The organism is Janthinobacterium fluminis, assembly GCF_028595325.1.
GTDB classification, from domain to species: Bacteria; Pseudomonadota; Gammaproteobacteria; order Burkholderiales; family Burkholderiaceae_D; genus Janthinobacterium; species Janthinobacterium fluminis.
Genome location: NZ_JAQQXR010000007.1, coordinates 290543 through 315076 on the forward strand (window position 1 = coordinate 290543; position 24534 = coordinate 315076).

Consider the following 24534-nt stretch of genomic DNA (forward strand, 5'->3'; position numbering starts at 1 on the left):
TCCACCACCATAACGAAAAAAAGTTTGCGGTTTTGTCCGTGCTGATTCCGTCTTAGCGCATCGGGAATGTTTTCGCACCGCCGGCGGCCAAGCGCGGCGCTGTGCGCAAGCCCCAAGACATGGCTGGCCCGCGCGGCGCGGGTAGCCGATTCGCTATTGACTCAACTATTGGCTGGAACTTCAAATGAATGCATGCGGGCGCGGCGGGAAAAATCGGACAACCACACAGGCGGGCGAGGGACGCTTCCGGCTGGCGCCTGTAGCGCACGCCATTGCGCTGGCCCTGGCCGCCAGCGGCGCGGTGCTTGACGCCCGGGCCCAGCAGGCGTTCAGCGGCGCCTGGTTCAGCGCCAAGGGGGCGACGCAGAACACGGCGGCGGCCACCGGCCGGCTGCCCAACGGCGCGCCGGCGGCGCCGCTGACGAGCCCCCTGGGCCAGCAGCAGCAGGCCAGCCAGCAACTGCAGCGCTCCATCGACAACCTGGGCCTGGTGGCGCGGGCGATCGCCGCGCAGCAGGCGGCGCAGGCGGCGGCGCGGCAGGCCGGTTTGAAGGACGCGCCCGTGCCCGAGGGACTGGCCGACGGCGGCCTGAAGGTCGACACCGGCTCGCTGACGGCCGGCTGGCTGAACGCCAAGGCGCCGCAGCAGACGGTGGCCGACGGCCGCACCACGGTGAGCATCGAGCAGACCAAGGACAAGGCCATCCTGAACTGGGAGAGCTTCAACGTCGGCAAGGATACGACGCTGGTCTTCCAGCAGCAGCGCGACTGGGCCGTGCTGAACCGCGTCAACGATCCGCTGGCGCGGCCGTCGCAGATCCAGGGCCAGATCAAGGGCGACGGCACGGTGCTGATCGTCAACCGCAACGGCGTCGTTTTCTCGGGCGGCAGCCAGGTCGACACGCGCAACCTGGTGGCGGCGGCGGCCGGCATCGCCGACAGCCAGTTCCTGGCGCGGGGGATTTACGGCGCCGACGCCATCGTCCCCACCTTCACCGACGCGCTGGGCAAGATCGACGTGCGCGCCGGCGCGCGCATCGCGACCCGGGCGCCGACCTCGGAAACCCAGGGCGGCGGCTATGTGCTGCTGCTGGGCAGCGAAGTGAGCAACGCCGGCGAGATCGCCAGCGCCAAGGGCCAGACTCTGCTGGCCGCCGGCGACCACTTCATCATCCGCAAGGGCGTCGGCAGCGACGGCAACGCCGCGTCCACGACGCGCGGCAACGAGGTGGCGCCGCGCTTCAATGCGGACAGCCTGGCCGGCAAGGTCGTCAACAGCGGCTTGATCGTGGCGCGCGAGGGCGACGTCACGCTGGCCGGCCGCGCGCTGCGCCAGGACGGCGTGGCGCTGGCCACCACCAGCGTCAACACCCGCGGCACGCTGCACCTGCTGAACTCGGCCGCCGACGCGCAGGGCAAGGTGGCGCTGGGCAAGGGCGCGACCACGGCCGTGGTGCTGGAGGACGACGGCAAGAGCACGGCGCTGGACAGCCAGCGCGACGCGCTGCTCAAGTCTTCGGCCGAGCTCGACAAGCTGCGCGACACCACGCCGGCCGGCGCCTTCGACAACCTGTCGCTGCTGGCCGACCGGCGCGACCAGTCGCGCGTCGAGATCGTCTCGGGCGGCGACATCGTCTTCGAGGGCGGCGCGCTGACGCTGGCCACTGGCGGCCAGATCGCCGCCAGCGCGGGCCGGCGCAGCTTCGTCGCCGACGGCGCGCAGATGGACGTTTCCGGCGCCGTCGGCGTCAAGCTGGCGATGGACAGCAACAACATCAAGGTCAACGTCCAGGGCAACGAGCAGCGCGACGCGGCGGAGAACCGCGACAGCGGCAAGCTGATCAACGCCAACGTCTGGATAGACCGCCGCAAGCTGACGTATGTGCCGGCCGGCACGGGCGGCTACGCGGGCGAGCGCTGGTACACGGCGGGCGGCTTGCTGGAGGTGGGCGGCTACCTGGGCAACCAGGGCCACGGCATCGGCGAGTGGTCGGCGCAGGGCGGCACCATCACGCTGGGCGGCAAGGAAGTCGTCACCCAGGCCGGCTCCACCATCAACCTGTCGGGCGGCAGCCTGGACGTGCAGACCGGCTATTTGAACCAGACCTGGCTGAAGGGCGCCGACGGGCGCCTCTACAATGCCAACCAGGCCCCGGCGGACACGCTGTTCACCGGCGTCTACCGGGGCAGCGAGGTCGAGCACGCGCGCTGGGGCAAGGACGCCACCGAATACCACAACAACCCCCTGGTGGGCCGCCAGCGCCAGCTGGAGAACGGCTACACGGCGGGACGCGACGCCGGCACGCTGATCGTCTCGGCGCCGACCGCCGTGCTGGAGGGCGACATCGTGGCGCGCGTGTTCAACGGCGCCCAGCAGGGCGGCGCGCGCGCCGCCACGGCCGACGCCTACAAGCAGTCGCAGACGGCGGTGGCGCAGGCCGGCACGCTGGCGCTGGGGCGCTATTCGGCGCTGGGCCGCGTCGGGCTGTTCGATACCGAGGTGCGCTTCGGCGACGTCGGCCAGACGACGCGGCAGATGGCGGCCGCCGACGCCCTCGGCGCCGAGCGCATCGGCACGCTGTGGCTGGACAGCAGCCTGCTCAGCGGGCAGCGCCTGGGCGCGGTGGACGTGGCGACGGCCGGCACGGTGACGCTGAGCGGCGCCGTCACGCTGGCCGACGGCGGGCGCTTCGAGGCCACCGCCGCGGTGGTCGATTTCGGCGCGGACGTCACGGCCCACGGCGGCAAGGTCAACGCCAGCAATATCTTCCAGTCGGCCATCAAGGAACTCGCGCCGCGCGCGCTGTCGAAGGACGGCGTCGCCGCCATCGTGCTGCGCGACGGCGCCACGCTGGACTTGAGCGGCTTGCGCAGCAATCTGGCGGTGCAGCCGGACCAGGCGTCCCGCCTGGCCTACCTCGACGGCGGCGCCGTCCGCTTCGAATCGACGCGCGGCGTCGCGACGCAGCGGGGCAGCCTGATCGACGTCTCCTCCGGCGCCGCGCTGCTGGCCAACGGCAAGCAGCGCGGCGGCAGGGGCGGCAGCGTCGCCCTGCTGGCCGATTCGGCCGCCACGGCCGGCAACGACAAGGGCGAACTGGCGCTGGACGGCGCCATCCGCGCCCACGGCGTGCTGGGCGGCGGCACGCTGGCGCTGGCCTCGGGGACGGCCATCCACATCGGCGCCGGCCCGACGGCGCCCGACGCGCTGCGGCTAGACGCGGCCCGCCTCCAGTCCGGCTTCTCCCGCTACGACATCAACGGCCATGCCGGCGTGACGGTGCTGCCGGGCGCCCAGGTCGACGTCGCCGTGCCGGTCCTGCGCCACGTGCCGGGCAGCGCCGAGGTGGCGCTGGAGCTGTGGACGCCGCCGCAATTCCAGTTCGACGGCGTCAAGCGGCAGGTGCTGCAGCGCCAGGGCGCCGACCTGGTGCTGCGCTCGCAGCGCCGCCCCACCGAGGGCGGCAATATCGTCATCGGCGCCGGCGCCAGCGTCTCCGTCGACGCCGGCCGCTCCATCAGCCTGCTCGGCGGCGGCATGAGCAGCATCGTCGTCGACGGCGCGCTCAATGCCTGGGGCGGCAACATCGCCATCGACATCGACGGCCCGCCGGCCAACTCGCCGGTGAACCTGTCGCAGAAGGCGCACACGCGCTCGGTGTGGATCAGCGGCGGCGGCGTGCTCGACGTGGCGGCGCGGGCGCAGACGGCCACCGACGAGCGCGGCCGCCGCTACGGCACGGTGCGCCAGGGCGGCAACATCGCCATCGGCGGCGCCCACGACTGGGAGGGCAAGGGCGAGGCGGCGGCCAGCGACATCGCCATCGTCGTCCGCCCGGGCGCGCTGCTCGACGCCTCCGGCGCCGGCGCCACCGTGGACCTGGCCGCCGGCGACGCCTGGCGCCCGGTGCAACTGGCCAGCGACGGCGGCGAGATCGTCCTGAAGTCGGCCCACAGCCTCTACCTCGACGGCGCGCTGCGCGCGCGCGCCGGCGGCGCCGGCGCGGCCGGCGGCACGCTGGCGGTGGCGCTGGCCGCGCCGGTCTTTTCCGTCAGTTACCAGCCGGACGACGCCGTGCGCGCCCAGCGCGAATTGCGCGTCTCGCAAACGCACCAGATGAGCGGCCTGTCGGCCGGCCTGCTGCCGGGGCAGGCCGACGCGGCGCTGGTGTACGGCGCCGGCCGGCTGAGCGCCGAGCGCATCGGGCAGGGCGGCTTCGGCAACCTGTCGCTGCTGGTCGACGGCACCCTCAGCTTCGAGGGCGACGTGCGCCTGGCGACGCAGCAGAGCATGCGCCTGTACGCGGGCAGTTACGCGCTGGCCGACGGTGCGCCCGCCGACGCGCAGGTGCACCTGGCCTCGTCCCACCTGCGGCTGGCCGCGGCCACGCGGCAGGCCAAGGATAGCGAGGTGCTGTTCGGCGTGGGCTGGCGCAACGGCGCCTCGGAGCGCGCCAGCGAGGCGCGCTTCACGGCCACGGCCGACCTGGTCGAGGTGCGCGACCGCGTCGGCTTCGGCGCGCATGGCCAGATCGGCATGAAGGACGGCACGGCGCAGACAATCGACCGGCGCGGCTTCGACGCCGTCGACATCGTCAGCCGCGGCGACCTGCGCCTGCTGGGCGGCAGCACCGGGCGCGGCCTGTCGGGCGCCACCACCACCGAATTGGCGACGCTGGGCGACATGAGCATCAGCGCCGCGCAGATTTACCCGGCCAGCGGCGTCGACGCGCAAATCGTCGCCGGCTACGGCGACGGCCGCACGCTCGACATCCGCCGCTACGGCGACACGCAGGCGGCCGCGCCGCTGTCCGTGTTCGGCTCGCTGACCCTGGGCGCCGCCACGGTGCGCCAGGGCGGCGTGCTGCGCGCGCCCCTGGGACGGCTGCTGCTGGGGCGCGACAGCCGCGGCGCCAGCACGGCCCACGCAGGCCTGGTGGAACTGCGCGCCGGCAGCCTGACCTCCGTCAGCGGCGCCGGCGTGCTGATGCCTTACGGCGGCACGGTGGACGGCATCGCCTACGATTACGCCGGCAAGCCGGTCGCCGCCCGTCCGCTCGGCGGCGCCGGCATCACCCTGGCCGGCGACAGCGTGGTCGGCCACGACGGCGCCGTGCTCGATTTGTCGGGCGGCGGCGAACTGACGGGCGCCGCCTTCGTCAGCGGCCGCGGCGGCTCCGTCGACATCCTGCGCACGCCGCTGGCCAACGCCAATCCGGCCTTCGGCGTCAGCAAGGCCAGCAACGCCGTGTACGCCATCGTGCCGGGCCTGGGCGCCGCGTATGCGCCCGTCGCGGCCGACGCCGGCGCCGGCGCGCCCATGGTCGGCCGCCAGCTGACGCTGAAGCAGGACGTGGCCGGCCTGAAGGCGGGCACGTATACGCTGATGCCGTCGAACTACGCGCTGCTGCCGGGCGCCTTCCGCGTCGAGGTGGGCGCGGCCGGCGGCCAGGACGGCGTGGTGAACGCCGCCGGCCCGTCCTTCGTGGCGCCGGGCTACCTGGGCGTGGCCAACACGGACATCCTGGCGGCCCTGCCGAACCAGGTGATCGTCACGCCGGCGGCCGCCGTGCGCAAGTACGCGACCTACAACGAAACCTCGTACGCCGGCTTCGTCGCGGCCGACGCGGCGCGCCGCGGCGGCCTGCGCGGCGCCTTGCCGGCGGACGCGGGCAGCCTGCGGCTCGACTACGATGCCGTGCGGACGGTGGCCGGCCAGTCCATGCTGCAGTTCGGCGGCAAGGCCCTGTTCAAGCCGGCCGCCGGCGGTTTCGGCGGCACGCTGGAGGTCAAGGCCACGGACGTCGAGGTGCTGGCGAACGGCACCGCGCCGACGCCGGCGTTTTTCGGCGCCTCGCTGCGCGCCGCCGACCTGAACGCCTTCGGCGCCGAGCGCATGCTGGTCGGCGGCAGCCTGGACATGGCCCCCGGCGACAACTTCGCCACCTTCAAGGCTTCGGCGCGCAACGTCACCCTGCGCGGCGGCGCGCAGTTGCGCGCCGCCGAAGTGTTCCTGCTGACCAGCGCGCCATGGGGCGGCATCGTCGTCGAGCAGGGCGCCTCGATCAACACCACGGGCATGGGCAAACCCTCGTATGACGCCGCCAACGGCCTGGTCTACTCGGCCGGCGTGGCCAGCGTGCTGGGCGTCTCCAACGGCGTCATCAACCTGCTGCCGCCCACCTCCAGCGGCGGCATGGCGCCGGGCAGCATCGACATCGGCAAATGCGCCGCCGCCCCCTGCACCGGCGACACCACGCTGTACGGCGAAGGCACGCTGGCGATCGCCACGGACAAGTCCTTCACGCTGGCCGAGAATGCGCGCTACGGCGCGAAAAACCTGTTGCTGTCCGTGTCCGCGCTGAACCTGGGCAGCAACGCGGCGCTGGACCGGGCCGCCGCCGCCGGCCAGTTGCCGGTGGGCCTGTCGCTGAATCAGGGCGTGCTCGACCGTTTGCTGAGCGGCAACGCCGGCGCCGGCGTGCCGGCCGTCGAGTCGCTGATCCTCAACGCCCGCGAATCCGTCAACATCTATGGCGCGGTGGCCCTCAACACGCTCAATCCGGCCGGCGCCAAGTCCGCCGTCGGCCGCCTGGTGCTGGGCACGCCGGCCATCTACGGCTATGGCGCGGCTGGCGACAAGGCCAGCATCACCACCGACGAATTCATCTGGACGGGCAGCGCGCCGCAGTCGACGGGTTACACCGGCTATTACCTGCCGAACCATCCGGGCGCGGCCATCGGCGCCCTGCTGGGCGACAGCACGCTGGACATTTCGGCGCGGCGCATCCTGTTCGGCTACGGCCCGCAAACCCAGCCGGGCACCGGCTTGCCGGCGCAGCGGCTGGCGTTGGGCTTCGGCGCCGTCAGGCTGAACGCCAGCGAGCAGCTGAGCGCCAACGGCAAGGGCACGCTGGAGGTCTACCACCGCCAGGGCGCCTATCTGGCCGGTCAGGGCTACCAGTACACGGGCGGCGACCTGTTCATCACGGCGCCGCTGCTGACCGGCGAGGCCGCTTCCGTCAACCGCATCACGGCCGGCGGCGCGCTGGACGTGCGGGCGCCGGCCGGCGCGGCCGCGGCCGCGGCCGTCGACGCCCTCGGCGCCGAGCTGCAGCTGGCCGGGCGCAGCGTGCGCGTCGACAGCGCCGTCGCGCTGCCGTCGGGCAAGCTGACGCTGTCGGCCACCGACGCGCTCACCCTGGGCGAGCATGCCCGCATCGACCTGGCCGGCCGCGCCGTCAAGTTCTTCGAGCAAACCCGCCACAGCTGGGGCGGCGACCTGGTCTTGAACAGCCGCGACGGCGACATCGTCCAGCACGCCGGCTCCAGCATCGACCTGTCGGCCGGCAAGCACCGCGGCGGCACGCTCAGCGCCGTGGCCCTGGGCGCCGGCGCCGGCCGCATCGACCTGGCCGGCAGCATCCTCGGCGGCGGCGGCGGCGAGCACGACGCCGGCGGCACCATGGTGCCCTACGACGCGGCGGAAATTTCCCTGCGGGCGCAGACGCTGGCCGACTTCGCCGGCCTGAACGCCCGCCTGAACACGGGCAAGGTGTTCGGCGCGCGCCGCTTCCAGATCAAGCAGGGCGACCTGCTCATCGGCGACGAGCTCAAGGCGCGCCGCGTCGACGTCGCCGTCGACGGCGGCAAGCTGACCGTCAACGGCCGCATCGACGCCAGCGGCGTGCAGGTCGGCTCGATCCGCCTGGCGGCGCGCGGCGACCTGCTGCTCAACGGCGCGCTGGACGCCCACGGCAGCGGCTTGCGCGTCGACAGCTACGGCAAGATCATCGACAGCCCGAACCGCGCCACCGTCGAGCTGACGACGCGCGAAGGCACGCTGGCGCTGGGCAGCGGCGCCAGTGTCGACCTGCGCGCCGGCACCGCCACGCCCAAGGGCAACGACGGCGCCGCCCGCGGCACGCTGAGCCTGAACGCGCCGCGCCTCGGCGGCGCCGGCGACGGCAGCGGCGAGCACGCCAACGACGTCGCGCTGAGCGTGGCCGGCCGGCCCGCCATCGCCGGCGCGGCCAGCGTCGCCGTCAACGCCTTCCGCAGCTACGACGACGCGCCGCTGGCCAGCCTGCCCGACGTGTCGGGCAAGCGGCCGCAACTGATCACGCAGACCTATCTGGACGACATCGACGCCGACAACGGGCTCTACATCGACGCCGCGCTGGCCAACGCCGACCTGGGCCGGCGCCTGGCCGGGCTGGGCGCCTACCACCTGCGCCCCGGCGTGGAAATCGTCAGCGCCGCCGGCAATCCGGGCGGCAACCTGACGGTGGCCGGCGACCTCGACCTGTCGGGCTACCGCTACGGCCCCGGCGCCAACCGCGCCGACCCGGCGCGCCGCGGCTACGGCGAACCGGGCGTGCTGGTGATACGCGCCGGCGGCGACCTCAGCGTGCATGGCAGCATCAACGACGGCTTCGCGCCGCCGCCGGCCACGCCGGACGACCGGGGCTGGTACCTGAGCGAGACGCGCCGCTTCGGCGGCGACGCCCTCACGCCCTACGGCGGCGACATCGTCGTGGGCGTCGACGGCGTGGCGCTGGAGGCCGGCACGCTGTTCCCGCGCGACGCCGTGCTCAACTACGACCTGCCGGCGGCCGCCCTGACGCTGCCGGCCGGCACCGTCGTGCCGGTCGAGGCGACGCTGACGGACGCCCACACGCTGCGCGCCGGCACGGTGCTGGCCGCGCCCGTCTACCGCGTCGACGGCAGCGTCGCCCTGGCGGCGGGCGCCGTGCTGGCGGCCGACGTGACGCTGGACGTCGGCATGAAACTGGGCGCCGGCACGGTGCTGCGCGGCGACGCCGCCGTCGCCGCGCTGGTCTGGCCGAAGGGCGTCAAGTTGCCGATGGCGATGGCGGCCGGCGCCAGCATCGCGCTGCCGCGCGGCGCGCTGATCCCGTCCATGACCAAGGTCGAGCTGCTCAACGACGAGCCGGTCAAGCTGCGCCCGGAAAGCGCCGGCAAACAGGGGCAGAACTGGGCGCTGGCGCCGATGCTGGGCGAGGGTTCCACCAGCTGGGACCTGCAACTGAACGCCGGCGCCGACCTCGGCTCGGCCGACCGGCGCGCCGTCAATCCGCTGTCGAGCGCCTCGCTGCTGCTGGGTGACACGCATTCGATGACGCGCGTGGTCACCAAGCTGGGCGGCACGGGCTTCGTCTTCGGCCCCAACAACCAGGGCTTCCCGGTCGGCACGCCGGTCGGGCAGAAGTGGCTCGACGACGGCAACTGCGACAGCGTTCCGGGATCCTGCGTGATCGACCCGAGCCGCATTGCGATGTCGTGGGGGCCGGAGGCCCCCGGCTGGAGTTCGGACTTTGTAGTCGGCCAGCCTGTGCCGGAGTGGGCGCTGTTCTACTGCGAATTAAGCCCGGAGACTTGCGTCGCGGTGGTCAAACCGGCCAGGGACGTCACCACCTACACGCTGCTGTCGCCGATGTTCAGCGTGCTGCGCACCGGCACCGGCGACCTGGACATGACGGCGGCGGGCGACTTGCGCATGCAGTCGCCGTTCGGCATCTACACGGCCGGCACGCGCGCCGCCGCCATCCTCGACGCCGGCGGCGTCAACCGCTACAACCAGCCGCGCGGGCAAACGGACGGCAGCCCGATCGGCAAACAAAGCGCCGATTACGGCGCGGCGCTGGCGGGCTACCAAGCCTGGTATCCCGAGCACGGCGGCAACGTCGGCATCGCCGTCGGCCGCGACGTCATCGGCGACGTGTGGGCAGGCTTCTCGCCGCCCGAGCGCAGTCAGACCCCCAGCGCCGGCGTCGGCAACTGGCTGTGGCGCCAGGGCACCGGCAGCACGGCCGGCGGCGCCGCCGCGATTCCGGCGGCGTGGTGGATCAACTTCGGCGCCTACGCGCCCGCGCAGCCGGGCGACGCCTCGTCCGAGCCCTACATTGTCGGCTTCACCGGCGTGGGCACGCTGGGCGGCGGCAACCTGACGATCGCGGCCGGCGGCAACGCCGGCGCCACGGCGCGCCGGGGCGACATCAACGCGGCGGACTACCCGCGCAGCCAGGCGCTGGTCGCCGCCGTCGGCGGCAGCGGCCGCGTGGCCGACGACGGCACGCTGACGCTGACCGGCGGCGGCGACCTGCGCATACGCGCCGGCGGCGCCGTCAACCCGGCGCTGGACGCCTTGCAAAACGCCACCAGCATCGTCGACAACCGCCAGAGGCTAGACTTGAACGGCGCGCTGATCAACCTGCGCGGCATGACCACGCTGGCGGCCGGCGCCATCGGCGCCGTCAAGCTGCGCTACCGGGAACTGCTCGACCAGCGCCCCGGCTACGACGGCGACGCCGGCGACGTCCGCCCCATCGACCCGTTCACGCCCACCATCGGCGTCAGCAGCGGCGGCATCAACGTGGTGCCGGGCGACTCGGCGTTCTACCTCGACACGATGGGCGACCTGGTGCTGGCGACGGCGGCCGACGCGGGGCGGGTGTACACGCCCAACAAGAGCGCGTTCACGACGCGCGGCGTGCAGTACAAGAACGGTGGGCAAAGCTGGTTCAGCCTGTGGACCGAGCGCACCGCCATCAACCTGTTTTCGGCCGGCGGCAATCTGACGCCGAACACGGACATCGCGGACGGCAAGGTGTCGCTGGGCAATACCGACAAGGGCGACACCGTCATCGTCTACCCGTCCATCCTGCGTGCGACGGCGGCCAGCGGCAGCGTGTACTTCGGCTACTCGGCCGGGCCGGGCTCCAGCACGGCGCCGACCGAGCGTTCCCTGCTGCTGGCGCCGTCGTCCCGCGGCGCCCTGGAATTCCTGGCGGGCACCTCGCTGTTCGGCGGCGGCCTTCCGGTCAGCATGTCGGGCGCCGACACGCCGCTGCCGACACCGTTCAGGCCGGCGTTCGCCGGCTTCACGCCAGGCGGCAACTTCGTGGCGTCGTCGTCCAACCTGAGCCCGAACGGCTCCCTGACGGACGGGGGCTTCACTAGCGAAACCGTCCTGGGCTACCTCGACCGGTATCCGCTGTTCGCCTTCGGCCCCGACACCCAGGGCGCCACGGCCCTGCACGCGGGCGACCCGTCGGCGGCCCTGTTCTACGCCGTCAAGGGCGACATCCTGGGCCTGAGCAGCGGCATGGTCCACCTCGCCTCGTCCACCCAGCAATTCCCCTGGTACCGTGCGGCCACGGCCGCGCGCGTGCAGGCCGGCCGCGACATCGTCGGCGGCAGCAGCCTGTTCGTGCACAACAACGCCAACGACGTGTCGCTGGTCCAGGCCGGGCGCGACATCCTGTACGCCAACATCAAGGTGGCCGGTCCGGGCACGCTGGAGATGGCGGCGGGGCGCAACCTGCTGCAGGAAAACCGCGCCAGCGTCGTCAGCATCGGCGCGCTGGTGCAGGGCGACAGCCGGCCCGGCGCCGACATCGCCATGACGGCCGGCGCCGGCGCCAAGGGGCCGGACTACTCGGCCCTGGCCAAGCGCTACCTGGACCCGGCCAATGTGGCCGACGCGGCCGCGCCGCTGGCCGGGCAGGCCGGCAAGGTGGCCAAGAGCTACGCGCCGGAACTGGGCGCCTGGCTCAAGCACCGCTTCGCCTTCCAGGGCACGGCGGCCGAATCGCTGGCCTACTTCAACGGGCTGGCGCCGGAGCAGCAGCGCATCTTCCTGCGCTCGGTCTACTTCGCCGAGCTGCGCGAGGGCGGGCGCGAATACAACAACGTCGACAGCAAGCGCTACGGCTCCTTCCTGCGCGGCCGCGAAATGATCGCCACGCTGTTCCCCGACCGCGACGCCGACGGCAAGCTGATCGCCCGCAGCGGCGACATCGTCATGTACGGCGGCTCCGGCGTGCACACCGATTTCGGCGGCGACATCCAGATGCTGGCGCCGGGCGGCCAGATCGTCGTCGGCGTGCAGGGCGAGGCGCCGGGCGGCAGCGCCGGCGTCATGACCCAGGGCCAGGGCCACATCCAGTTGTTTAGCGAGGGCAGCCTGCTGCTGGGCCTGTCGCGCATCATGACCACCTTCGGCGGCGACATCTTCGCCTGGTCGGAGCAGGGCGACATCAACGCCGGCCGCGGCGCCAAGACGACGCTGGTCTACACGCCGCCGAAGCGGGTCTACGACAACCTCGGCAACGTGACGCTGTCGCCGCAGGTGCCCAGCTCGGGCGCCGGCATCGCCACGCTGGCGCCGATACCCGAAGTGCCGGGCGGCGACATCGACCTGATCGCGCCGCTGGGCACCATCGACGCCGGCGAGGCGGGCATCCGCGTCTCGGGCAACGTCAACATCGGCGCCCCGCAGGTGTTGAACGCGGAAAACATCCTGGTGAAGGGGGCGGCCGCGGGCATCCCGACCGTCGCGGCCGTCAACGTGGGCGCGCTGAGCAACGCCAGCGCGGCCGCCTCGCAGGCGACGGCGGCGGCGCAGGACGTCGGGCAGCGCGAACGCGCGGCGGCCCGCAAGGCCCTGCCGTCGATCTTCACCGTGCGCGTGACGGGCTTCGGCGGCGAGGCCGAGGAGGGCGGCGAGGCGGCCAAGGCGCCGGCGGGCCGTCCCGAGCTGCAGTCGGGCGTGGCGCCGCGCTACGAAGCGGCGCATCCCGTGCAACTGCTCGGCCTTGGCGGCAGCTACGACGCCAAGCAACTGGCGCTGCTGACGGACGAGGAGCGGCGCAGCCTGCAGGAGCGCTAAGGCGGGCGGCGGACGCGCGGGGGATTTCACTGTGGAACACGGAGGGAAGAGCGGCATGGACATGAGCGAATTGCATTGCCTGGGGCAGCCCGCCGCCGGCGCGGACGGCGGCGTGGTGCTGCGCGACTGCCTGGTGGCGAACTATGCGCGGCTGCACCGCCGCCTCGTGCACCACCTCGGCTGCGCCGACCTGGCCAGCGAGAGCCTGCACGACGCCTGGCTGCGGCTGGGCGAACTGACGGCCGACGCGCGCATCCAGCATCCGGAAGCCTATGTCTACCGGGTGGCGTGCAACCAGGCGTTGGACCGCCTGCACGCCAACCGGCCGGAGCTGTACGGCGGCGATGCCGACGTCGAGCTGGAGCTCATCGCCGACGAGGCGCCCGGCCCCGACGTGGTCGCCGACGCCCGTTCCACGCTGGCGCGGGTGGCGGCGGCGCTGGAATGCCTGCCGCGCCTGCACCGCGCCGTGCTGGTGGCGCTGCGGCTGGAAGAGCGCACGCGCCAGGAAGTGGCGAGTTTTTACAGCGTGTCGATGCGCAACGTCGACACGATGCTGCGCCAGGCGCTAGACCATTGCGCCGAGGGCAGCGGGCGCGCCGCCGCCGCCGGCATCAGCGGGGCGCGGCGCCGGCTGGCGCCGCGCGCGCGGCATATGGCGGCCGGCCTGCTGTAGTTGGCGCAAGCGGCCTGCCGGCCAGCTTCACTACGCCGGGATGGCGCCGCGCGCGGCGCGCCTGCGCGCACCGGCCTTATGCCTGGCGGTAGCGCTCTTCCAGCGCATCGCGCTGCTCCGCGTCGGCAATGTGCAGGATCAGGGTTTGCCTAAGGTCGTGGAGGGGATGCTGGGCGCGATTTTTGGCAAACCAAAAGACTTCGTCGAGATCCTCGTCGACGTGCGATGTCGTTATCACGAGCTGATCTTCCGGGGCATCCTCGTAATCGGCGGCCTCCAGGCTGGCCTCATCGACTGACTCTTCCCAGGCGCCGGCGTCCTTGCCCCATGCGAGCAGGTAGCGGCAGCCGGCTGACACCAGCCAACGGCTCACGTCCCACTGCCACAGTTGCAAGAGCTCGGCCTCGATGACGAGCACCACCTTGAATGGGTGCATGTCATCCCATACAGGCATGGGGCTATCCGGGCGTAAATGCAGATATCTCAGGGACTTGTTATGCATGATCGTGTCGTGGCTCGCTGCTTTTCTATTTTCAATAATCTGACCAAGCGTATCTTCAACGAGATCAATGCCCACTTGGCCAGCAAAGGATTGACGATGCGCGAAGGAATCATCGTCGACGCAACGCTGATCGCCGCTCCGCCGTCGACCAAGAACCGCGATGGTAAACGCGATCCTGAAATGTATCAATCCAAGAAGGACAACGATTGGCATTTTGGGATGAAAGCCCACGTCGGCGTGGACATGGTCACCAAGGTGCTCGTGTACGGTTACGCGACAGGCGTGTTTTCGTCGCGCAAGCTGGCCAGGAAACTGCACGAAGACATCGCGTTTCGCGCAGCTCGCTGCCGACAATTATCCGGCGCACCGGACGATCTGCGATTTCCGCGCGTTTCACCTGAAGGAGCTGGCGGACCTGTTCGTGCAAGTGGTGAAGTTGGCGAAGGAATGCGGGTTGGTCAAGCTCGGCATGATCGGGGTCGACGGCACCAAGATCAAGGCCAACGCCTCACGCCACAAGGCGATGAGTTACGACCGTATGCAGCAGGCGGAGCGTGCACTGAAGGAACAAGTCGACGCGCTGCTGGCCAAGGCCAGGGTGGCAGACGCGGCCGAAAGGAACGAACCGGAGCGCGATCTCCCGGCGGAGATCGCGCGGCGCGAAGAGCGCCTTGCCGTGATCCGCGCCGCCCGCGCACGCCTTGAAGAACGCCAGCGCCAGGCCGACATTGCGCGCGGCCGCAGCGACGACGATGCGCCACCGGATGGCTCGGGTAAGGCGAAAAAGAAGCCGCGCTTCAAGCACAAGTTCGGCGAACCCAGACCGGACGCCCAGTAAAATTTCACCGATCCGGAGAGCCGCATCATGAAGCGTGCCGGAGGCGGCTTCGACTACGCGTACAACGCTTAGGCCGCCGTCGACGAAACCGCCCACATCGTCGTGGCGGCCGAACTGGTCAACAGCGCGGCCGACAGCGGGCAACTGGCGATGGTGCTTGCCGCGGTCAAGCGCGACGCCGGCGACCTATCGAAAACGCAAATGGATTTCGGAACCGCCCAATGCCTGGGTGAAAAGCGTGCTGGGGTTCCGGCAATTTAGCATGCGCGAACTGGCCAAGGCCCGGGCCGAGTGGCAACTCGTCTGCACCGCGCTGAACCTGCGAAGAATGGCGAAAATGCTATACACGTAAGCCCATCAAAGGGAGGCAGCGGCCGATTTCGCCTCTGCCGACCCAATATCACCCGGCTTTCGCGCGCGAAACCGCAATCGCCGCCGGATCCGGCAGCAAATGCGTCAACATACGCAGTTCAAATTCTGTCTGCCGCGCACGCTCCTAGGTCAAATTCCCCCAGGCAGGACAGTCCGAATTGTAGTTCATGTTTGGGGTTGATCTGCAGTGGGACATCGTTCTAATGAAAATTGTATTGCTATATAATCATTTCAATCGCAAAGGGCCAACGCATGAAAATTCATAGCACCACTCCCATCCTCCGTATCTTCGATGAAGCGAAAGCCAAAGAATTCTATGTGGATTTTCTTGGATTCAAGGTCGACTGGGATCACCGCTTCGAGCCGAGCCTGCCGCTCTACCTGCAAGTCTCGCGCGATGGCTGCATCCTTCACCTGTCCGAACATCACGGCGATTGCTGCCCCGGTTCGGCCATACGGATTGAAGTGGACGGGATCGACGAGCTGCATGCAGAGTTGACCTCAAAGCAGTTTAAGTATGCGCGTCCCACCTTGGACGATACCCCATGGGGTAGTCGCGACATGTCGGTGAAAGACCCGTTCGGCAATCGCCTAACCTTTACCACCGCAATCAGTACCTGACATTTAGCTCGACTTCTTGCGCAAACAGCAAGGCGACATCACAAACCGACAGCAATTGGCCACGCTCGGGCTCGCTTCAATTTTCAAGCTCAAATTTATTCCACATCAAATCTACCTTCACTGCGTATTCAGACTGCCTATCGTTGTATGAACGGATTGTTTCATAGCCGTTAGGTTTGACATTTGCTAGCGCCGTAAGCCAGGTGGCGAAGTAGTCTTTTAAGGCCGCCTCAGCTTGATTTTTCCCTGAAACCTTAGCTAGTACAGTGGTGTACAGTTTCTTTCCTTCTGTGCGGGCCTCGGCAATGCAGTCCCCAAACTCATACTGCTCATCAACTTGGCGGCCAGCGCGCCATTCATTTATGGCTCGTCTAGCACCGGTTCCACAAATGGTAAGGTTATAGTCAGCAAATTCCTTAAGCTCTTGCTCGGCGCCAAGATTGCCCGCGCAGAGTGCTATTCTCGGAAAAGCACAACTAACGGCTCCCAGAATCGTAACAAAGAGCAGTTTTCTGAAACGTTGCATTCGTTTGTCATCCTAGCTTATTAATGGCGGTTTCTGACCCAGACTGTGTAAAAACGGCTTGGCGCACGATGCCATGTAACGTGGCAGAAAGTTAACGCCAGTGTAAACGAGTTTTGTCGCTAAACGTTATGGAAACATCTCATCGGTTTCCGGGGGGCGAGGATGAAGCGAGCGCGGCATGAAACTGCACAAGTACTGGAGTTCGCACTGTCAGCAGTGCGTGCTAAAGAAGCAATGCACGCCAAGCCAGAATCGACGCATGACCCGCTGGGAGCATGAGGGGGGCCTCGAATCGATGCAGAACCGCGATGATGGATTGAACGGAGGGTATTTGGGCCAGTGCAGCGTGCCGGTATCCACGGCGCACTCGCCATTCGCCGAAAACACATGAAGCAAGTACCACCCTGCTGATCCAATGCGCTGACAGGGCCGTCTGGCGGTTAGCGGATTATTTATTGAAAACCGCCCCGCGTATTTCGGTTTTTACACAGTCTGGACCAGGAGTGGACACTGGCGTTTGACAAAGGATTCATATGTGACCACTTTGCCATGATCCCCCTCCTTGGTATCCGCAGCGTTGGGCCATTGGCCGGCCGCATAGTTCGGCAAAGATGAAGATCAGCGCCAATCAACCTTTACAATGCTCGACTGGTCACCATACAATTGCCGGACTACAACATTGGGAAATCACGATGGCTAAGCAATTGTTATCTTTTATTTCCTGCCTCGCGCTGATCGGATGCGCGAGTTCGCAGTACGTGCAGGCACCGCCGTACATTGCACCGGTGGCAGGCACGCCGCAAGCTTTGCTGTACAGCCGATTGCCAGTGATAAGCAATAACCGTTACTCGACGAGCCTGTCCGTGGTGGACGACAAGTCCTGCGCCTCGACTTCCTTGTTCTATGTGAGCAAATACAGCAAACCGGAGGAGTCTGCAAAGCCTATAGCCATGTTCGCCGAAAAGCTGGTCACCTTGCACTACAACGCCACGCTTCCCGGGAACCGGACTTGCGATGTCTATGCGCGAGGACGTTTTGAAGCGGGAAAAAACTACTCGCTCTACGGCGGCAGCGATGTGCCAACCGGTTTGGCCGGCTTGTTCGACAATGGCACTTGCTCGTTTGGTATTTTGGACGAATCAAGCCAGCAGGCTTTACCGCTTGCGCAAGTTAAGTCTGCTTGCGCGAAATAGAAGCATCAGGTGACGGCATTTCTCAGGTACTGGCTCGCTTGAGCGTTTCCCTAACCCTTGCTGACTCGGTTGGTACATAACGTAAGTCGTGTGCCGGCCGATTGTCGTCGTTGAGCGCTTGAATCCGCAACTGACAGCGGCCCCTGAGAATAGCAAATTGCGGAACAGAAAATGCCCCCAGTGTCAGAATAGTTGTCGCCGCTGGGCGTACCCTTGTACTCGGGATGACGGGCAGCTCTCCCTGACGGTGTTTTTTTTTAGAGAAAATCCTAAATCCAGAAAAAAGTACCAAAAAGTTCATGGATTTGAATGTAGGCCAGTGTACGAGCATGGACAACAAAAAACCCGCTATCCTATAAAGAATGCGGGTTCTTAGATGTTTTTTGAACTTCCACTGCTGTGTTCATGGTGCCGGGAGCCGGAATCGAACCGGCACGCTGTTTCCAGCGCGGGATTTTGAGTCCCGTGCGTCTACCTATTCCGCCATCCCGGCAACGCGAGACGCATTATCACTGATTTGACGCAATCCGGCAACCCTTTAGCTTGTTTTTTATATTTGCACAAGTATTTCGCTCGGGGATGGGGCGTAGTCGCGCGCCGGCCTCGTTCCGGGGCCAGGATTTCAGCGCGCAGGAAACGCAGTTGCTCCGGCGTCCGCTATTCGCCCGAATCGTGGGGGCGGGGGCGCGCCTCGCCGGTGCGCGAAAACGCCGACCAGACCCACTTCCCGAGCGCGCCGAACAGCAGGCTGAAGAGCACCGCCAGCGGCACATTCTTCTGCAGTTTCTCCAGCCAGTCGTCGCTCTCGGCGGCGCCATCCTTGACGATGTAGGCGTTGCCGCGCAGGAAAATGGCGAGATTCGTCGGCGACAGCGTGAAGCGGCTCGCCCACAAGGTCGGCGCGTCGTCGCAATCGCCGGGCCGCAGCCCACGCGGCCACTTGAAATGCGCGTCCGGGCCGGCGGCGCAGACGAAGAACTTGTCGCGCTGGTCGGGCCGGCGCACCGTCATGTCGCGCAAGGGCAGCTCGCTGTGCGGATCGACGGCCGCCTCGCCGAGACGGAAGTTGGACTTCGGTTGCTCGACCGGAAAGAGCAGGGTGAAACGGCGCCCCTCGGGCACCACGACGTTGATGGGCACGGCGCCGGGCAGCGCCACGCTGGCGCCTGCGGCGAACTTGAGGGTCTTTTGCTCGGCCTGCGCGAGTGGCGCATCGTCGCCGAGCAAAACGCTCAGCTGCACCAGCGCCTGCGCGTGCCGCGTGCTCAGGCTCAGGCCCGGATGGGAGCCTTCGCCGATGTGGCCGATCTGCAGTTCCGGGGCGCCGCCCGTGCCGAGCAGGCGCACCTCTATCATGGTATGGCCGTTGCCCTTGAGCTTGCCGGTCCATAGTAGCGCGCCCTGCGCCGCAGGAATGTCGAGATGGAAGTCGCGCCGCACACTTGCGACCGTCGCCGCCTCCACGGCGGCCGCGTCGAAACGCACGTCGACGCCCTCGTTGTCGGCGCCTTCGACGGCGAAAACGGGAAGCGATGGCGCCTCGTCGAGGAGGCGCAGTATCAATTGCTCGCCGGTCTCCGCCGTCCACGCCTGCGCCTGATCGAGCGGGCGCGCGACGGGCAGGTGGCTCACGTAATGGAACAGCAGGGCCGCCGCGACGAAGGCCGCCAGCGCGCCTATCCGCTGGCCCGTTTTCATCGCGGGGCGATCGTGACGGAGGCGGGCGAGATGGCGCCGACCCAGCTCGGGTCGCCTTCGTTGAACCAGGCCCGCACCTGCAGGCGATGGACGCCCAGCGAGCGTTTGCCGGACTGGTCCTGGCCATCCCATGGCTGACCCACGATGAGGCCCGGCGACAAGGCGTCGGCGCGGTTGGCGCGCACGCGCTGGACCTGGATCAGGCCGGAGGGACTGGCGAGGTAGCGCAAGATTTCCACGGAGGCGTGGTTGAAATTGGACTTGACGCGATAACTGATGCGCGCCGGCTCCTGCGGAACGCGGGGCAGCGCCGGTTCAAACAGCAGTTGGTCGACGGCCACCGAGCCGATGGCGCGCGGCCCGGCGCCGATGCCGTAGACTTCGACCGGCGCCGGCGGGGCGGCGCCCGCGTCGCAGCTGCGCTGTTCGGACTGGACGATGTACAGCGCGGCGCGCGCCTGCTTTGTGATGCCGTGCGGCAGATCGACCCGCACCAGGCGGCGGCCGGAGCGGCCGTCCATGTCGAGCAGGCGGGAAAACACCCGCTCTTGATTCAGCATCACGTCGAGCCAGGTGCAACTGTTTGGCTTGGGAAGAAAATCGACCACCAGCGGCCAGCCGTCGTTGGTGAAGCCATACACGGCGAAGGTGCCGACAGGATAGGAGTCGAGCATGCGCGGGCCGTTCAAGGCCAGATCCTCCTCATTGGCGCCGCGCTTGTCGTCCTTGCCCGTATTCTGCTGCTGGCCCAAGATGGCGAACAGCCCGGTGATCAGGGCGGGGAGCAGGGCTTCGCCGCGGCTGTCGCCGTGCCTGTCCCCGCGCGGGTACTCGGATGGCGGCGGCGGTGCTGGTTCGGTCTTGCCCGCGCCCCCTGTTTGCGCATAGGCCAGGCCAGCGGTGGCAGGCGACAGGCCCATCAGCACGCACAAGGTGTAGGTGCACAAGCGGGAAAAAATGCAGGCGCGGATTGTCATTTTTTAGCTCCGGCGAATACACATCGTCCTGCCGACGGATTCGGCGAGTAAGCGTTAGAGCGCGTCCCGCCGCCTCCGGTTCCGCCGGCTGTGCCAGTGTGCAAAATGACGGCGAGGGGGCAGGCTGTTTCCGACGCGGGATGGTGAGTCCCGTGCGTCTGGCTATTCCGCCATCCCGGCGAGGGCGGCGCGCGCTCACCGATTTGACGCATTCCGGCAACCCTTTAACTTGTTTTTATATTTGCACAAGTATTCCGCTCAGGGATTGGGCGTATCATCTCGCCTACCCTTAAGCACTCTGCCGCCCCTACCGGCAGGCCAGACGCATGAAAAACAAGAAAATCCGCGAAATCATTCTCGGCAAGGCGCTCGATCCGATGAAGCTGGAGACGCGCCATTCGATGGCGCTGGTGGCCTTCCTGGCCTGGGTCGGTCTGGGCGCGGACGGCTTGTCCTCGTCCGCCTACGGCCCGGAGGAAACCTTCAAGGCGCTGGGCGGCCACGCCCACCTCGGCCTGTACATGGCCATCGCCACCGCCGTCACCGTCTTCATCATCGCGCTGGCCTACAACCAGGTGATCGAGCTGTTCCCCACCGGCGGCGGTGGCTACCGCGTCGCCAGCAAGCTGGTCGGCCCCTACATGGGCCTGATCTCCGGCTGTGCGCTGATCCTCGACTACGTGCTGACGATCGCCATCTCGATTGCCTCCGGCGTCGACGCGCTGGCCTCTTTCCTGCCGCTCGGCTTCCAGCCCTACAAGCTATGGGCGGAGGTGTTCTTCATCGGCCTGCTGATCGTGATGAACCTGCGCGGCCTGAAGGAGGCGATCCAGATCCTGCTGCCGATCTTCCTCGGCTTCGTCGCCACGCATCTGATCCTGATCGTCTACGGCATTTTCGCCCACGCCTCGCACCTGCCCGAGCTGGTCCCGAACACCCTGGTCGAAACCGGCGAGCTGGCCAAAAGCATAGGCTGGACCGGCGTCGCCGGCATGTTGCTGCTGGCCTATTCGCAGGGCGGCGGCACCTACACGGGGCTGGAGGCGGTGTCGAACAACGTCAACTTGCTGGCCGAGCCGCGCGTGCGCACCGGCAAGGTGACGATGTTGTACATGGCGCTGTCGCTGGCGTTCACGGCCGGCGGCATCATCCTGCTGTACCTGCTGTGGGACGCCATGCCGACGCCGGGCGAGACGCTCAACGCGTCCACCTTCAAGAGCATCATCGCCAGCATGGGCCTGGGCGGGCCGCTGCTGAACCAGGCGCTGCTGGTGATCGTGCTGGCCTTCGAGGCGGGCCTGCTGTTCGTCGCCGCCAACACCGGTTTCCTGGGCGGGCCGTCGGTGCTGTCGAACATGGCGGCCGATTCCTGGGTGCCGCACAAATTCCGCTACCTGTCGACGCGCCTGGTGACGCAGAACGGCATCCTCGTCATGGGCCTGGCCGCGCTGGCGATCCTGTTCTGGACGGCCGGCAGCGTCACGCTGCTGGTGGTGCTGTACTCGATTTCCGTGTTCCTGACCTTCGCCATTTCGCTGTTCGGCCTGTGCCTGTACTGGATGCGCAACCGCGTGCAGGGCACGCACTGGCTGCGCCGCCTGCTGCTGTCGCTGCTCGGCTTCGTCATCTGCGCCGGCATTTTGATCATTCTCGTCATCGAGCGCTTCGCCGAGGGCGGCTGGGCCACGGCCGTCATCATCGCCGCCATCGCCGCCCTGTGCATCTTTATTCGCAAGCATTACGCCCACACCAAGCGGGCCATCCATTCCGTCGACGAGGTGTTCGCCAGCCAGCCGTTCGGGCCGGGCGCCGAGCCGATCGAGCCGAACCCGGACGAGCAGACGGCCGTGTTCATCGTCGGCACTTCGCGCGGCGGCGGCTTGCACGCGCTGCTGTGGGTGCAGCGCATGTTCCCCGGCCACTTCAAGAACTTCATCTTCGTCAACGCCCGGACGGTCGATTCGCACGCCTACGGCGGCGAGGGCGCGCTGGAAAAGATGCGCACGGAGGCGGCCGAGACCTTGGAGTATTTCGTCGATTTCTGCCACAGCCACGGCATGGCGTCGGCGTCCTACATCGGTTTCGGCACGGACGCCGTCGATGAGATCACCAAGCTGTGCGAAGAGATCAGCAACGAGTTCCCGAATGCGATTTTCTTCACCAGCAAGCTGATTTTCGCGACCGATAACTGGTTCACGCGCCTGCTGCACAACCAGGCGGCGCTGGCGGTGCAACGGCGCTTGCACCTGGAAGGTTTGCAGATGGTGATTTTGCCGATGAAGGTGTAGGGCGGCTTGTATCGCTTGCACGCTATACTCTGAAAGCGGTGCAGCAGCCCGCGTTCTGCCTCGGGGGCCAGCTTATCGCTGCTTCGCCTCCCGCGGCCATTTTCCTAAGGCGAGATGCGGCAATGAAGGCAAGTTTAAGGCAAAAAATCATCGAGGTATGCGACGAGAAGATCGCCAAGAAGGGGCCGACCGTCGGCCTGTCGTTTTACGCGTTTTTCGCCAATAAGAATGACAATCCGCCGTTGCTGATGGAGGCCGCGCAGTGGTGGATCGTCACGCATGAGCTGGACCATTTCGAGAAGGCCGTCAAGATCAAGGCGATGGTCGAGGCGATGGCCTGAAGGGGGCGCGCCCGATTGGCGCCGTAATCCAGCTGTCAGCAAAAGCGGTTATGCTTTCCTCACTAGAGCGCGCAGCGCAGGCCATGCCGGCCGCGTTCGCCGCCGCCATGAGGAGATCGGATGCAGCAGCTTAGTTATGTACACGGCGCCCACGACACGCCCTTGATCGGTTCGACCATCGGCGCCTATCTCGACGACGTCGCCGCGCGCTTCGGCGAACGCGACGCCCTCGTCGTCGCGCACCAGAACGTGCGCTGGACCTACCGCGAATTCCACCGGCGCGTCGAGCGCCTCGCCGCCGGCCTGCTGAAGCTGGGCCTGAATCCCGGCGAGCGCGTCGGCATCTGGTCGCAGAATTGCAGCGAGTGGGTGCTGACCCAGTTCGCCACGGCGAAGGCCGGCCTGATCATGGTGAACATCAATCCGGCCTACCGCCGCTCCGAGCTGGAGTATGTGCTCGACAAGGTCCATTGCAGCGCGCTGATCCTGGCGCCGGCCTTCAAGTCCAGCGACTACATCGCCATCCTGCAGGATGTGGTGCCGGAAATCCACCACTGCGCCGCCGGCAATCTGCGCTCGGCGCGCCTGCCGCACCTGCGCCACGTGATCCGCCTGGGCGGCGAGGCCACGCCGGGCATGCTCAATTTCGACGCGCTGCTCGACGGCATAGACGCCGACGACGCGCGGCGCCTGGCCAATGTGGCCGCCACCGTGCAGTTCGACGACGCCGTCAACATCCAGTTCACCTCGGGCACGACGGGGGCGCCGAAGGGCGCCACGCTGAGCCACCACAATATCCTCAACAACGGCTTTTTCATCGGCGAGGCGATGCGCCTGACGGCGGCCGACCGGCTGTGCATTCCGGTGCCGCTGTATCACTGCTTCGGCATGGTGCTGGGTAACCTGGCCTGCTTCACGCACGGCGCGGCGATGGTGTATCCGGGCGAGGGCTTCGACGCCAGGGCCGTGCTGGAGACGGTGCAGGCCGAGCGCTGCACCGGCCTGCATGGCGTGCCGACGATGTTCATCGCCATTCTCGACCATCCGGAGTTCCGCAACTACGATTTGTCGAGTCTGCGCACCGGCATCATGGCCGGCTCGCCCTGTCCTATCGAGGTGATGACGCGGGTGATCGGCTCGATGCACATGGCGCAGATCACCATCGCCTACGGCATGACGGAAACCTCGCCGGTCAGCTTCCAGAGTTCCGTCGACGATTCCTTGGCGCTGCGCGTCTCGACCATCGGCCGGGTGCATCCGCATCTGGAGGTGAAGATCGTCGACGCCGAGGGGCGCGTTGTGGCGCGCGGCGAGAAGGGCGAGCTGCTGACGCGCGGTTATTCGGTGATGCAGGGTTATTGGGGCGATCCGGAGCGGACCCATGAGGCGATTGACGCGGCGCGCTGGATGCACACGGGCGACCTGGCGGTGATCGACGAGGCCGGCTTTTGCAGCATCGTCGGGCGCTCGAAGGATATGGTGATACGCGGCGGCGAGAATATCTATCCGCGCGAGGTCGAGGAGTTTTTGTACCGGCATCCGAAGGTGCTCGACGTGCAGTGCGTCGGCGTGCCGGACCCGAAGTATGGCGAGGAGCTGTGCGCCTGCATCATCCTGCGCCCCGGCGCGCAGGCCGACGCCGAGGAGATCCGCGCGTTTTGCGGCGGGCAGATCGCGCACTACAAGGTGCCGCGCTATGTCCGCTTCGTCGACGCCTTTCCGATGACGGTGACCGGCAAGATCCAGAAGTTCGTGCTGCGCCAGCAGGCCGCCGGCGATCTGGGGCTGGACGGCGGCGCCTGAAAAAC

At 67.9% G+C, this 24534-nt stretch carries 13 protein-coding genes, 1 tRNA gene and 2 pseudogenes; 11 read left to right on the plus strand and 5 right to left on the minus strand.

The features are described 5' to 3' along the window. Window positions 1–184: 184 nt before the first annotated feature. Window positions 185–12694, plus strand: a complete 12510-nt coding sequence (locus OIK44_RS18925) for a filamentous haemagglutinin family protein (protein ID WP_273672943.1) — start codon at window positions 185–187, stop codon at window positions 12692–12694. A gap of 55 nt (window positions 12695–12749) precedes the next feature. After that, the gene (locus OIK44_RS18930; protein ID WP_273672945.1) at window positions 12750–13370 is read left to right on the plus strand and encodes a sigma-70 family RNA polymerase sigma factor; all 621 of its coding nucleotides are present in this window, start codon (window positions 12750–12752) and stop codon (window positions 13368–13370) included. Window positions 13371–13446: 76 nt separating this feature from the next. Here the strand turns inward: OIK44_RS18930 and OIK44_RS18935 are convergent, their stop codons facing one another. Then, window positions 13447–13872: a DUF7684 family protein gene (locus OIK44_RS18935; RefSeq protein WP_420213868.1), complete on the minus strand. Its 426-nt coding sequence runs from the start codon at window positions 13870–13872 to the stop codon at window positions 13447–13449. 54 nt (window positions 13873–13926) lie between these two features. Between OIK44_RS18935 and OIK44_RS18940 the strand changes: the two are divergent. From OIK44_RS18940 to OIK44_RS18955, 4 genes and pseudogenes are all read left to right on the plus strand, one after another. After that, window positions 13927–14145: pseudogene (locus OIK44_RS18940) on the plus strand (transposase); the annotation flags it as partial. 181 nt (window positions 14146–14326) lie between these two features. Next, window positions 14327–14710: a hypothetical protein gene (locus tag OIK44_RS18945; RefSeq protein WP_273673013.1), complete on the plus strand. Its 384-nt coding sequence runs from the start codon at window positions 14327–14329 to the stop codon at window positions 14708–14710. A gap of 229 nt (window positions 14711–14939) precedes the next feature. After that, on the plus strand, window positions 14940–15062 hold the full coding sequence (locus OIK44_RS25655; protein ID WP_337587210.1) for a transposase: 123 nt from the start codon (window positions 14940–14942) through the stop codon (window positions 15060–15062). 272 nt (window positions 15063–15334) lie between these two features. After that, the gene (locus tag OIK44_RS18955; RefSeq protein ID WP_273672951.1) at window positions 15335–15703 is read left to right on the plus strand and encodes a glyoxalase superfamily protein; all 369 of its coding nucleotides are present in this window, start codon (window positions 15335–15337) and stop codon (window positions 15701–15703) included. A 76-nt stretch (window positions 15704–15779) separates the two neighbouring features. On the opposite strand, the gene OIK44_RS18960 is transcribed toward OIK44_RS18955, so the two are convergent. Further along, the gene (locus OIK44_RS18960) at window positions 15780–16229 is read right to left on the minus strand and encodes a hypothetical protein (protein ID WP_273672953.1); all 450 of its coding nucleotides are present in this window, start codon (window positions 16227–16229) and stop codon (window positions 15780–15782) included. A 169-nt stretch (window positions 16230–16398) separates the two neighbouring features. On the opposite strand from OIK44_RS18960, the pseudogene OIK44_RS18965 reads away from it, so the two are divergent. Together OIK44_RS18965 and OIK44_RS18970 are read left to right on the plus strand one after the other, a co-directional pair. Then, a pseudogene (locus tag OIK44_RS18965) lies at window positions 16399–16542 on the plus strand (IS5/IS1182 family transposase); the annotation flags it as partial. Between the two features lie 298 nt (window positions 16543–16840). Then, complete coding sequence (locus tag OIK44_RS18970) at window positions 16841–17422, plus strand: hypothetical protein (protein WP_273672955.1); 582 nt, start codon at window positions 16841–16843, stop codon at window positions 17420–17422. Between the two features lie 406 nt (window positions 17423–17828). Here OIK44_RS18970 and OIK44_RS18975 read toward each other — a convergent pair. The 3 genes from OIK44_RS18975 to OIK44_RS18985 all read right to left on the minus strand — a co-directional run bounded on the left by OIK44_RS18975 (window position 17829) and on the right by OIK44_RS18985 (window position 20097). Next, a tRNA-Leu gene (locus tag OIK44_RS18975) sits at window positions 17829–17915 on the minus strand. A gap of 164 nt (window positions 17916–18079) precedes the next feature. Beyond that, window positions 18080–19120: a hypothetical protein gene (locus tag OIK44_RS18980; RefSeq protein ID WP_273672956.1), complete on the minus strand. Its 1041-nt coding sequence runs from the start codon at window positions 19118–19120 to the stop codon at window positions 18080–18082. Beyond that, window positions 19117–20097, minus strand: coding sequence for a hypothetical protein (locus OIK44_RS18985; protein ID WP_273672957.1), 981 nt, complete (start codon window positions 20095–20097; stop codon window positions 19117–19119). The genes OIK44_RS18980 and OIK44_RS18985 overlap by 4 nt, the downstream gene beginning before the upstream one ends. A 326-nt stretch (window positions 20098–20423) precedes the next feature. Here OIK44_RS18985 and OIK44_RS18990 point away from each other — a divergent pair, with 326 nt between their 5' ends. The 3 genes from OIK44_RS18990 (at window position 20424) to OIK44_RS19000 (ending at window position 24529) form a co-directional block, all read left to right on the plus strand. Further along, the gene (locus OIK44_RS18990) at window positions 20424–22385 is read left to right on the plus strand and encodes an APC family permease (protein ID WP_273672959.1); all 1962 of its coding nucleotides are present in this window, start codon (window positions 20424–20426) and stop codon (window positions 22383–22385) included. A 122-nt stretch (window positions 22386–22507) separates the two neighbouring features. Then, window positions 22508–22726 (plus strand): DUF6500 family protein, encoded by a 219-nt coding sequence (locus OIK44_RS18995; protein ID WP_273672961.1) that lies wholly within the window; start codon window positions 22508–22510, stop codon window positions 22724–22726. Between the two features lie 120 nt (window positions 22727–22846). Then, window positions 22847–24529 (plus strand): AMP-binding protein, encoded by a 1683-nt coding sequence (locus tag OIK44_RS19000; RefSeq protein ID WP_273672962.1) that lies wholly within the window; start codon window positions 22847–22849, stop codon window positions 24527–24529. Window positions 24530–24534 lie beyond the last annotated feature (5 nt).

What these genes read in the sequence shown, in the direction of transcription:
- OIK44_RS18925 (WP_273672943.1), top strand. Translation starts at nt 185, where the DNA reads ATGAATGCATGCGGGCGCGGCGGGAAAAATCGGACAACCACACAGGCG.
- OIK44_RS18930 (WP_273672945.1), top strand. Translation starts at nt 12,750, where the DNA reads ATGGACATGAGCGAATTGCATTGCCTGGGGCAGCCCGCCGCCGGCGCG.
- OIK44_RS18935 (WP_420213868.1), bottom strand. Translation starts at nt 13,872, where the DNA reads ATGCATAACAAGTCCCTGAGATATCTGCATTTACGCCCGGATAGCCCC.
- OIK44_RS18955 (WP_273672951.1), top strand. Translation starts at nt 15,335, where the DNA reads ATGAAAATTCATAGCACCACTCCCATCCTCCGTATCTTCGATGAAGCG.
- OIK44_RS18960 (WP_273672953.1), bottom strand. Translation starts at nt 16,229, where the DNA reads ATGCAACGTTTCAGAAAACTGCTCTTTGTTACGATTCTGGGAGCCGTT.
- OIK44_RS18970 (WP_273672955.1), top strand. Translation starts at nt 16,841, where the DNA reads ATGAAGATCAGCGCCAATCAACCTTTACAATGCTCGACTGGTCACCAT.
- OIK44_RS18980 (WP_273672956.1), bottom strand. Translation starts at nt 19,120, where the DNA reads ATGAAAACGGGCCAGCGGATAGGCGCGCTGGCGGCCTTCGTCGCGGCG.
- OIK44_RS18985 (WP_273672957.1), bottom strand. Translation starts at nt 20,097, where the DNA reads ATGACAATCCGCGCCTGCATTTTTTCCCGCTTGTGCACCTACACCTTG.
- OIK44_RS18990 (WP_273672959.1), top strand. Translation starts at nt 20,424, where the DNA reads ATGAAAAACAAGAAAATCCGCGAAATCATTCTCGGCAAGGCGCTCGAT.
- OIK44_RS18995 (WP_273672961.1), top strand. Translation starts at nt 22,508, where the DNA reads ATGAAGGCAAGTTTAAGGCAAAAAATCATCGAGGTATGCGACGAGAAG.
- OIK44_RS19000 (WP_273672962.1), top strand. Translation starts at nt 22,847, where the DNA reads ATGCAGCAGCTTAGTTATGTACACGGCGCCCACGACACGCCCTTGATC.